7 protein-coding genes are annotated in these 11,881 nt (G+C 58.9%); all 7 read left to right on the top strand.

The window, feature by feature from the left end:
* The first annotated feature begins 76 nt into the window (after positions 1-76).
* The 7 genes from QSV77_RS22225 (at position 77) to QSV77_RS22255 (ending at position 11,860) form a co-directional block, all read left to right on the top strand.
* A complete protein-coding gene (locus QSV77_RS22225; protein ID WP_271362782.1) occupies positions 77-2,539 on the top strand; it encodes a glycogen/starch/alpha-glucan phosphorylase in 2,463 nt (820 codons plus the stop codon).
* Positions 2,539-4,746 (top strand): 1,4-alpha-glucan branching protein GlgB, encoded by a 2,208-nt coding sequence (glgB, locus tag QSV77_RS22230; RefSeq protein ID WP_269701643.1) that lies wholly within the window; start codon positions 2,539-2,541, stop codon positions 4,744-4,746. The genes QSV77_RS22225 and glgB overlap by 1 nt, the downstream gene beginning before the upstream one ends.
* Before the next feature lie 21 nt (positions 4,747-4,767).
* Complete coding sequence (glgC, locus tag QSV77_RS22235; protein WP_046801691.1) at positions 4,768-6,030, top strand: glucose-1-phosphate adenylyltransferase; 1,263 nt, start codon at positions 4,768-4,770, stop codon at positions 6,028-6,030.
* Between the two features lie 5 nt (positions 6,031-6,035).
* Positions 6,036-7,478, top strand: coding sequence for a glycogen synthase GlgA (gene glgA / locus QSV77_RS22240; protein WP_142842469.1), 1,443 nt, complete (start codon positions 6,036-6,038; stop codon positions 7,476-7,478).
* A 4-nt stretch (positions 7,479-7,482) separates the two neighbouring features.
* On the top strand, positions 7,483-9,111 hold the full coding sequence (locus QSV77_RS22245; RefSeq protein WP_302735079.1) for an alpha-D-glucose phosphate-specific phosphoglucomutase: 1,629 nt from the start codon (positions 7,483-7,485) through the stop codon (positions 9,109-9,111).
* A 250-nt stretch (positions 9,112-9,361) separates the two neighbouring features.
* A complete protein-coding gene (gene glgX / locus QSV77_RS22250; protein WP_302735080.1) occupies positions 9,362-11,317 on the top strand; it encodes a glycogen debranching protein GlgX in 1,956 nt (651 codons plus the stop codon).
* A gap of 54 nt (positions 11,318-11,371) precedes the next feature.
* A complete protein-coding gene (locus tag QSV77_RS22255; protein WP_269701636.1) occupies positions 11,372-11,860 on the top strand; it encodes a MaoC family dehydratase in 489 nt (162 codons plus the stop codon).
* Positions 11,861-11,881 lie beyond the last annotated feature (21 nt).

Here is an 11,881-nt window from a genome sequence, read left to right on the forward strand (position 1 = left end):
CATAAACTGGCATCAGCAAAGGCAACACGGATCAACCTCTCAGACCCTCTCCTCCCACCAAGGTGCTGACCGACCAATGATCAATAATCTCAACGCCGCCGATCTTCCCCGCCCCGCTCCGCGCAGTTCCAACCCGGAAATCATGGCAGCGGAAATCATCGAGCGACTGACTTACCGTATCGGCAAGGACGTCAAGGTAGCCAAGCCGCATGACTGGCTGACCGCGACCATTCTCGTTGTTCGCGACCGCATCATCGACAAGTGGATGGAATCCACCCGCAAGGCCTATGCCAACAATTCCAAGCGCGTTTATTATCTGTCGCTGGAATTCCTGATCGGCCGCCTGATGCGCGACGCCATTTCCAATATCGGCCTGATGCACGAAATCCGCGACGCGCTCTCCTCGCTCGGCGTCGATCTCGACGTTATCGCGGGGCTGGAGCCGGATGCCGCACTCGGCAATGGCGGCCTTGGTCGTCTCGCCGCCTGCTTCATGGAATCCATGGCGACCGTCGATATCCCCGCCTATGGTTACGGCATTCGTTACGTGCACGGCCTCTTCCGCCAGCAGATGGCGGATGGCTGGCAGGTGGAACTGCCGGAGACCTGGCTGGCACACGGCAACCCCTGGGAATTCGAGCGCCGCGAAAGCTCCTATGAGATCGGCTTCGGCGGATCGGTGGAGACCATCGGCGGCTATGAAGACCCGCAGCGTTTCGTCTGGAAACCGGCCGAACGCGTCATCGCCATGGCTTACGACACACCGGTCGTCGGCTGGCGCGGCACCCGCGTCAACACGCTGCGCCTGTGGTCGGCACAGCCGATCGACCCCATTCTGCTCGCCGCCTTCAATGCCGGCGATCACATCGGCGCATTGCGCGAGAGCAACAAGGCGGAAAGCCTGACGCGGGTTCTCTACCCTGCGGATGCGACGCCCGCCGGCCAGGAACTGCGCCTGCGGCAGGAGTTCTTCTTCTCCTCCGCCTCGCTGCAGGACATTCTGCGCCGCCATCTGCAGCAATATCCTGATTTCACCTCGCTGCCGGACAAGGTTTCAATCCAGCTCAACGACACACATCCGGCCATTTCCATCTGCGAAATGATGCGCCTTCTATGCGACGTGCATGGCCTCGAATTCGATGACGCCTGGAAGATCACGCAGGGGACTTTCTCCTACACCAATCACACGCTTCTGCCGGAAGCGCTGGAAAGCTGGCCGGTGCCGCTGCTTGAGCGTCTTCTTCCAAGACATATGCAGATCGTTTATGCGATCAACGCCAATACGCTGGTCTATGCCCGCAAGGAAAAGAAGATGGCGGATCAGCAGATCCGTTCGATCTCTCTCATTGATGAAGGCGGCGAACGCCGCGTGCGCATGGGCAACCTCGCCTTCATCGGCTCGCATTCGATCAACGGCGTTTCTGCCCTTCATACCGAACTGATGAAGGAAACGGTGTTTGCCGACCTGCATGGCCTCTACCCCGATCGTATCAACAACAAGACCAACGGCATCACGCCACGCCGCTGGCTGATGCAATGCAATCCCGGCCTGACAGGACTGGTGCGCGAAGCGATCGGCGACGACTTCCTTGACGATGCGGAAAAGCTCACCGCGCTCGACCGCTTTGCCGACGACGCCGGTTTCCGCGAAAAATTCGCCGAAGTGAAGCGTCTGAACAAGGTGCGCCTTGCCAATACGGTGGCGCAACGCATGGGTATCCGTGTCGATCCTTCGGCCATGTTCGACATCCAGATCAAGCGCATCCACGAATATAAGCGCCAGCTTTTGAATCTTGTCGAAACGGTAGCGCTTTACGACCAGATCCGTTCTCACCCGGAACTGGAATGGGTACCGCGCGTTAAGTTCTTCGCAGGCAAGGCGGCGCCGAGTTATCACAACGCGAAGCTGATCATAAAGCTTGCCAATGATATTGCCCGGGTCATCAACAACGATCCGGCCGTGCGCGGGCTTCTGAAAGTGGTGTTTATTCCGAACTATAATGTCTCGCTTGCGGAAATCATGGTTCCCGCCGCCGATCTCTCGGAACAGATTTCGACCGCTGGCATGGAAGCATCCGGCACCGGCAACATGAAATTCGCACTGAACGGCGCGCTCACCATCGGCACGCTCGATGGCGCAAATGTCGAAATGCTCGAACATGTCGGCGCTGAAAACATCGTCATCTTCGGCATGACGGCGGAAGAAGTCGCAAAGGCGCGGGCCGAAGGTCACAATCCCCGTGCGATCATCGAACAGTCCGCGGAATTGTCGCAGGCGCTGTCGTCCATTGCGTCAGGCGTGTTCTCGCCCGATGACCGCTCGCGTTTTGCCGGCCTTATTGACGGTATATACAATAGCGACTGGTTCATGGTCGCTGCCGATTTCGACGCCTATGCCGACGCGCAGCGCAAGGTGGATGCGATCTGGAGCGATCAGGATAGCTGGAACACCAAGACAGTGCGCAACACGGCGCGTATGGGCTGGTTCTCGTCCGACAGGACGATCCGGCAATATGCCACCGAGATCTGGAGAGCCTGATGAAAAAACCGCTCAATTCGGCCGAAGAGAAAAAGACTGGCGAAATCACGAAGGCTGAAATCGAGGCGATCAAGAGCGGTTTGCACTCCAATCCCTTTGCCCTTCTCGGCGTTCACGAAACGCCGGAAGGGTTTTCCGCCCGCTGTTTTATCCCGGGCGCTGAAGAAGTGTCCGTCCTGACATTGGACGGAAATTTCATTGGCGAACTAAAGCGGCTCGATCCGGAAGGTTTTTTCGAAGGTCCGGTCGAGCTTGCATCGCGCCAGCCGGTGCGTTACCGCGCAGGCCGCGACGATGCCGAATGGGCAGTGACCGATCCCTACAGCTTCGGCCCGGTTCTTGGACCCATGGACGATTATTTCGTGCGTGAAGGCTCGCATCTGCGGCTCTTTGACAAGATGGGCGCGCATCCTCTGAAGCTCGAGGGCGTCGAGGGTTTCCACTTTGCCGTCTGGGCACCCAATGCGCGGCGCGTTTCTGTAGTCGGCGATTTCAACAATTGGGATGGACGCCGGCATGTCATGCGTTTCCGCAAGGATACCGGCATCTGGGAAATCTTCGCGCCCGACGTCTATGCCGGTTGCGCTTATAAATTCGAAATTCTCGGTGCCAATGGCGAGCTTCTGCCGCTGAAGGCCGACCCTTATGCCCGGCGCGGCGAGTTGCGGCCGAAAAACGCTTCCGTCACCGCACCGGAACTGGCTCAGAAATGGGAAGATCAGGCTCACCGCGAACATTGGGCGCAGGTGGATCAGCGCCGCCAGCCGATCAGCATTTACGAGGTTCACGCCGGTTCCTGGCAGCGCCGCGAGGACGGCACCTTCCTCAGCTGGGATGAACTGGCCGCGCAGCTCATTCCCTATTGCACGGATATGGGCTTCACTCATATCGAGTTCCTGCCGATTACCGAACACCCCTATGACCCTTCCTGGGGTTACCAGACGACCGGCCTTTATGCCCCGACCGCCCGTTTCGGTGATCCGGAAGGTTTCGCGCGGTTCGTCAATGGCGCGCACAAGGTCGGCATCGGCGTCATCCTCGACTGGGTTCCGGCGCATTTCCCGACTGACGAGCACGGCCTGCGCTGGTTTGACGGCACGGCGCTTTATGAGCACGCCGATCCGCGTCAGGGTTTTCATCCCGACTGGAACACGGCCATCTATAATTTCGGCCGTGTTGAGGTGATGTCCTACCTCATCAACAATGCGCTTTATTGGGCCGAAAAATTCCATCTCGACGGCCTGCGTGTCGATGCGGTCGCCTCGATGCTTTATCTCGATTATTCCCGCAAGGAAGGCGAGTGGATTCCCAACGAATATGGCGGGCGTGAAAACCTCGAATCCGTCCGCTTCCTGCAGAAAATGAATTCGCTCGTTTATGGCACTCATCCCGGCGTCATGACCATTGCGGAAGAATCCACTTCCTGGCCGAAAGTCTCCCAGCCCGTTCATGAAGGCGGCCTCGGTTTCGGCTTCAAATGGAACATGGGCTTCATGCACGACACGCTGAGCTACTTCTCGCGTGAGCCGGTGCATCGCAAGTTCCACCATCAGGAACTGACCTTCGGTCTGCTTTATGCCTTCACCGAAAATTTCGTGTTGCCGCTTTCCCATGACGAGGTGGTGCACGGCAAGGGATCGCTGATTGCCAAAATGGCTGGCGACGATTGGCAGAAATTCGCCAACCTGCGATCCTATTACGGTTTCATGTGGGGTTATCCCGGCAAGAAGCTGCTGTTCATGGGCCAGGAATTCGCGCAATGGAGCGAGTGGAGCGAAAAAAAATCGCTCGACTGGAATCTGCGCCAATATCCGATGCATGAGGGCATGCGCCGCCTCGTGCGTGATCTTAACCTCACCTATCGTTCAAAACCCGCTTTGCACGCCCGCGACTGCGAGCCGGAAGGTTTCCGCTGGCTGGTAGTCGAGGACCACGACAATTCCGTCTTCGCCTGGTTGCGCATGGCGCCCGGTGAAAAACCGGTGGCAGTCATCTGCAATCTCACCCCGGTCTACCGGGAAAGTTATTATGTGCCGCTGCCCCAGGCCGGGCGGTGGCGGGAGATTCTCAACACCGATGCCGAAATCTATGGCGGCAGCGGCAAGGGAAATGGCGGACGCGTTCAGGCGGTCGATGCCGGCGGAGAAATCGGGGCGATGCTCGTCCTGCCGCCTCTGGCGACGATCATGCTTGAGCCGGAAAACTGACAGACAGAGAGGGAGGACACCATGTCGGAAAAAAGAGTTCAGCCACTGGCACGTGATGCAATGGCCTATGTCCTCGCAGGCGGCAGAGGAAGCCGCCTGAAGGAGCTGACGGACCGCCGGGCAAAACCCGCCGTCTATTTCGGCGGCAAGGCGCGCATCATCGATTTCGCGCTCTCCAACGCGCTCAATTCCGGCATTCGCCGCATCGGCGTCGCCACGCAATACAAGGCGCATTCGCTCATCCGCCACCTCCAGCGCGGCTGGGACTTTTTCCGCCCCGAACGTAATGAAAGCTTCGATATTCTGCCGGCCTCGCAGCGCGTGTCCGAAACGCAGTGGTATGAAGGCACCGCAGACGCCGTCTACCAGAACATCGACATTATCGAGCCCTATGCGCCGGAATACATGGTCATTCTCGCCGGCGATCACATCTACAAGATGGATTACGAATACATGCTGCAGCAGCATGTCGATTCCGGTGCCGACGTGACGATCGGCTGCCTTGAAGTGCCGCGCATGGAAGCGACCGGCTTCGGTGTGATGCATGTGAACGAAAAAGACGAGATCATCGACTTCATTGAAAAACCGGCCGATCCGCCCGGCATTCCTGGCAATGAAGGTTTTGCGCTCGCCTCCATGGGCATTTATGTCTTCCACACGAAATTCCTGATGGAAGCGCTGCGCCGCGACGCCGCCGACCCGACCTCCAGCCGCGATTTCGGCAAGGATATCATTCCCTATATCGTCAAGCACGGCAAAGCCGTCGCCCACCGCTTCGCGGATTCCTGCGTGCGCTCGGATTTCGAACACGGGCCGTACTGGCGCGATGTTGGCACCATCGATGCCTATTGGCAGGCCAATATCGACCTGACGGACGTGGTGCCGGACCTCGACATCTACGACAAATCCTGGCCGATCTGGACCTATGCGGAAATCACCCCACCGGCCAAATTCGTGCATGACGATGAGGATCGTCGCGGTTCGGCCGTGTCGTCGGTCGTCTCGGGCGACTGCATCATTTCCGGTGCGGCCCTCACGCGCAGCCTGTTGTTTACCGGCGTGCGCGCCAATTCATACTCCCGCCTTGAGAATGCCGTAGTACTGCCGAGTGTGAAGATCGGGCGTCATGCCCAGCTCAGCAATGTCGTCATCGACCATGGCGTGGTCATTCCGGAAGGACTGATAGTAGGAGAAGACCCAGAACTGGATGCCAAACGTTTCCGCCGCACGGAAAATGGCATCTGCCTTATCACCCAATCGATGATCGACAAGCTGGACCTGTAGAGCCCATGAATGTCCTTTCGGTTTCATCCGAAATCTATCCCCTGATCAAGACCGGAGGGCTCGCCGACGTTGTCGGCGCGCTCCCCATAGCGCTCGAAGCCCACGGCGTCAGAACGCGGACATTGATACCCGGCTATCCGGCGGTGAAAGCCGCCGTGACGGACCCCGTCAAATGTTTCGAATTTACCGATCTGCTCGGTGAAAAAGCCGAGGTGCTCGAGGTACGGCATGAGGGGTTGGATCTCCTCATCCTCGATGCACCCGCTTATTACGAGCGGTCCGGCGGACCTTATCTCGACCAGACCGGCAAGGATTATCCAGACAATTGGAAGCGCTTCGCGGCACTGTCGCTCGCGGCAGCCCGCATTGCCGCCGGCGCGCTTCCCGACTGGCGGCCGGATATGGTGCATGCCCATGACTGGCAGGCTGCGATGACACCGGTCTATATGCGTTATGCGCAAACGCCGGAGATTCCAAGCCTTCTCACCATCCACAACATCGCCTTTCAGGGTCAGTTCGGCGCCAATATCTTCAGCAAACTGGCACTGCCCCCACATTCCTTCGGCATGGAAGGCATCGAATATTATAACGATGTGAGCTTCCTGAAGGGCGGCCTGCAGACGGCAACCGCACTTAGCACCGTCAGCCCGTCCTATGCCGAGGAGATCCTCACCCCGCAATTCGGCATGGGCCTGCACGGCGTCATCGGCAGCCGCGCCCATGTGCTGCACGGCATCGTCAACGGCATTGATGCCGATGTCTGGAACCCGGCGACAGACCATCTGATCCACGACAATTATTCGGCCGCCAATCTCAAGAACCGCGCGCTGAACAAGAAGGCGGTCGCTGAGCATTTCCGCATCGATGACGACGACAGCCCGCTTTTCTGCATCATTTCCCGCCTCACCTGGCAGAAGGGCATCGACCTCATGGCGGAAGCCGTGGACGAGATCGTTGCCCTCGGCGGTCGTCTTGTGGTGCTTGGCGCTGGCGAAGTGGCGCTCGAAGGCGCGCTTCTGGCGGCCGCATCCCGTCACCATGGCCGCGTCGGTGTTGCCGTTGGTTATAACGAGCCGCTGTCGCATCTGATGCAGGCGGGCTGCGATGCGATCATCATTCCCTCGCGTTTCGAGCCTTGCGGGCTTACCCAGCTTTACGCGTTGCGTTACGGCTGCATTCCGGTTGTCGCCCGCACCGGCGGCCTTGCCGACACGGTGATCGATGCCAACCACGCCGCCATCGCCAATAAATCGGCGACCGGCGTGCAATTCTCGCCCGTCACGCTTGACGGTCTCAAACAGGCGATCCGCCGGACCGTGCGTTATTATCACGACCCGAAACTTTGGACACAAATGCAGAAACTCGGCATGAAATCCGATGTTTCCTGGGAAAAAAGCGCCGGTCTTTACGCCGCGCTTTACAGCCAGCTTATTTCGAAAGGCCATTGAAACAATGATCAAGACCGTTCAGACCAAGCCCTATCAGGACCAGAAGCCGGGCACTTCAGGCCTGCGCAAGAAGGTGCCGGTTTTCGCCCAGGAAAATTACGCCGAGAACTTCATCCAGTCGATCTTCGACGCGCTTGAAGGTTTTCAGGGCCAGACGCTGGTGATTGGCGGCGACGGCCGTTATTACAACCGCGAAGTCATCCAGAAGGCGATCAAGATGGCCGCCGCTGCCGGTTTCGGCAAGGTTCTGGTTGGTCAGGGCGGCATTCTTTCCACGCCCGCCGCCTCCAACATCATCCGCAAATACAAGGCCTTCGGTGGCATTGTGCTTTCCGCCAGCCACAATCCCGGCGGCCCGAACGAAGATTTCGGCATCAAATACAATATTGGCAATGGCGGCCCGGCACCGGAAAAGATCACCGACGCGATCTATGCCCGCTCCAGGGTCATCGACAGCTACAAGATTTCCGATGCCGCCGATATCGATCTCGACAAGGTGGGCAGCTTCAAAGTCGATGAGCTGACGGTCGAGGTAATCGATCCCGTCACCGATTACGCCACCCTGATGGAAGAACTCTTCGATTTCGATGCGATCCGTGCGCTGATTGCCGGTGGTTTCAAGGTCGTAGTCGATTCCATGAGCGCCGTTACCGGCCCTTATGCCGTGGAAATCATCGAAAAGCGCCTCGGCGCGCCGAAGGGCTCCGTCCACAACGCAACGCCGCTGCCGGATTTCGGAGGCCATCACCCCGACCCGAACCTTGTCCATGCCAAGGAGCTTTATGACGATGTCATGAGCCCGCAGGGTCCGGATTTCGGCGCGGCTTCCGATGGCGACGGCGACCGCAACATGGTGGTCGGCAAGGGCATGTTCGTCACGCCATCAGACAGTCTCGCCATCATCGCCGCCAATGCCAGACTGGCACCCGGTTATGCCGCAGGCATTTCCGGCATTGCCCGCTCGATGCCGACAAGTGCGGCAGCGGACCGCGTTGCCGAAAAGCTCGGGCTTGGCATGTATGAAACGCCGACCGGCTGGAAATTCTTCGGCAACCTCATGGACGCCGGCAAGGTGACGATCTGCGGCGAGGAAAGCTTTGGCACCGGTTCCAACCATGTGCGTGAAAAGGACGGCCTCTGGGCCGTGCTTTTCTGGCTGAACATCGTCGCTGCCCGTAAGGAAAGCGTAAAAGACATCGTCACGAAGCACTGGGCCGAATATGGCCGCAACTATTATTCCCGCCATGACTATGAAGAAGTGGATTCGGACGCCGCCAACACGCTGGTCACTACCTTGCGCGAAAAGCTCTCCACGCTCCCCGGCACCAGCTATGGCAATCTGAAGGTCGCGGCTGCGGATGATTTCGCCTATCACGATCCGGTCGATCAGTCGGTGAGCAAAAATCAGGGTATCCGCATCCTGTTCGAGGGCGGTTCGCGCATCGTGCTGCGCCTTTCCGGTACCGGCACGGCAGGCGCGACGCTCAGGCTTTACGTGGAACGTTACGAGGCGGATGCGGGCCGTCACGGCATCGAAACTCAGGAGGCACTCGCCGACCTGATTGCCGTTGCCGATACGATCGCCGGTATCAAGGCCCATACCGGCCGCAACGAACCGAGCGTTATTACCTGAAGTTGCCGCGGCGCTTGTCTCTTCCGGGAGAGAGGGCGCCGCGCAATAGGATGGTATCTGGCAAGGCAGACTATAGGGTGAAGCACCCTTCGCCACATTCGGCATCATCCTCGGGCTTGGCCCGAGGATCCATGGTGCAGCCGGGTTGTGGGTCCCTCGGGTCAAGCCCGAGGATGACGTAGGAGAGGCTCCAGCCCTCTAACCCTGCCGACGCGTTTGAAAAGAGACGATATTCTATCGGAGAGAAACCATGCAGAACCCACCCGTTTTCCCCAAAGGCGCAACCCAGACGGAAAACGGAACGGAGTTCACGGTCTATTCCCGGCACGCTTCCCAGATCGATCTTTGCCTTTTCGATGCAGCCGGTGAAAAAGAGACCGCCCGCCTGGCCATGAAGCGCGGAGAGGATGATATTCACCGTTTGACGGTGGCAGATGCCGGTTCTGGCACGCGATATGGCTACCGCGCCCACGGAATTTACGCGCCAGAACACGGCCTGTGGTTCGACCCATCAAAACTGCTGCTCGACCCCTATGCCATGGAGATCGATCGCCCCTTCCGCCATGATCCGGCGCTATACGCTTTTGGCGAAGACACGGGCGGCATCATGCCCAAGGCGATCCTTTCGCAATACGAACCGCTCAAACGCCAACCACCGCTTTTTGCCGAAGGCGGGCTGATTTACGAACTCGCGGTCAAATCTTTCAGCAAATTGCATTCCGAGGTGCCGGAAAACATCAGGGGCACCGTCGCGGCGCTGGCTCATCCCGCCATAATCGCCCATTTAAAGAAGATAGGCGTCGATGCCGTGGAGCTGATGCCGATCACTGCCTGGATCGACGAGCGGCACCTGCCGCCGCTCGGCCTTTCCAATGCCTGGGGCTACAACCCGGTCGGCTTCATGGCGCTCGATCCGCGCCTCTGCCCCGGCGGCGTGCGGGAATTACGCGACACGGTGGCCGCGCTGCATACGGAAGGTATCGGCACCATTCTCGATCTCGTCTTCAACCATACGGGTGAAAGCGATATTGAAGGCTCGGTTTTGTCATTGCGGGGTCTCGACAATCTTACCGCCTTCCGACACCCGCCCGGAGAACCGGGCGTGCTGGTCAACGACACAGGAACCGGCAATACGGTTGCCTGTGACCACCCCTATGTGCGCCAGCTCATCATCGATGCGCTCAGGCATTTTGTCGTGAATGCCGGTGTGGACGGCTTCCGTTTCGATCTGGCACCCGTGCTCGGCCGAACCGCCAATGGCTTCGAGATGGCCAGCGAAACGCTTGCGGCCATGCATTCGGACGCAGTGCTTCACGACCGTGTGCTGATCGCCGAACCATGGGATATCGGTCCCGGCGGTTACCAGCTCGGCAATTTTCCCGAGAGCTTTCTGGAATGGAACGACCGTGCCCGTGACGATATGCGCCGGTTCTGGCGCGGTGATGCCGGAACCACAGGGGCGCTCGCCGATGCATTGTCCGGTTCGTCGCCGATCTTTTCACGCCATGGCCGCTCAAAAAGCCGCAGCGTCAATTTCCTTGCCGCCCATGACGGCTTCACGCTGTTCGATCTCGTCAGCCACGAACACAAGCACAATGAAAAAAACGGCGAGAACAATCGCGACGGCCACAATGAAAACCATTCCTGGAACAATGGCGTCGAAGGCCCAAGCGATGATCCCGCCATTGTCGCTGCGCGCCTTGCAGATGTGAAGGCGCTGCTGTCCACGCTTTTCGTCAGCCGCGGCGCGTTGATGCTGACCGCCGGTGATGAGGGCGGCCGCAGCCAGCAGGGCAACAACAATGCCTATTGTCAGGATAATGAGATCAACTGGGTCGACTGGTCGTCGCTTTCCCCGGAACTGATTGATCACACCGCGTTTCTTTCCGCATTGCGCAAACGCTTCGGCGTCTTTTCGCAAACCGCATTTTTCTCCGGCAAGGACGATGTGGCATGGCTTGCTCCCGGCGGCGAACCCATGACGGTGTCGGACTGGGAAAGGCCGGACGGACCGGCCTTCGCCATGGTGCTTTCCACCTCCGATCATGAGAGTGGAAACGATGTCGAACTCGCCGTGCTCATCAACCGCAACCGCGAGATCGTGCCCTTCACCTTGCCCGGCAATGGTTGGAAAGCTATCGGCACGGATTTCGGCAATCCGGCTTTCCTGCCTGCCCGTTCGGTGGTGTTTTATCTGCGCGGTTGATCGCCTGGCCGTCGCACCCTTATATGGCGTGCGACGCAACCGGAAAGAGACAAGATGGCAAAGGACATAGGGCTGGCTGAGATTAAAAGTCTCGTTGGCACGGAAATGGGCGTTTCCGACTGGATCGTTGTCGATCAGACGATGATCGACGCTTTCGCAAAGGCAACTTTGGACGAACAGTTCATCCACACGGACCCGGAGCGCGCCAAAGCGGAAAGCCCGTTTGGTGGCACCATCGCGCATGGGTTCCTGACGCTGTCTCTGCTTTCGGCACTATATTATGACGCCGTGCCCCCTATTCGCGAGCAGACGATGGGCCTCAATTACGGCTTCGACGCCGTCCGTTTCGTCGCGCCGGTTAAATCTGGTGCGCGGGTGCGCGGCCGGTTCCTCCTGGCGGAAGCCCGCTTTCGCGGCGCCGCCATGCTGATGACGACCTATGACGTGACGGTGGAGATTGAAAACGAAAGAAAGCCGGCGCTCACCGCCCGCTGGACGACGATCACCCAGTTCAATCCGGAGGACAGGCCGGAGGATATCTGACCCACGAACCAAGGGAGAGAC

Origin of the sequence: Agrobacterium sp. V1, assembly GCF_030518355.1 — a bacterium.
In the GTDB taxonomy this organism is placed as follows: domain Bacteria; phylum Pseudomonadota; class Alphaproteobacteria; order Rhizobiales; family Rhizobiaceae; genus Agrobacterium; species Agrobacterium cucumeris.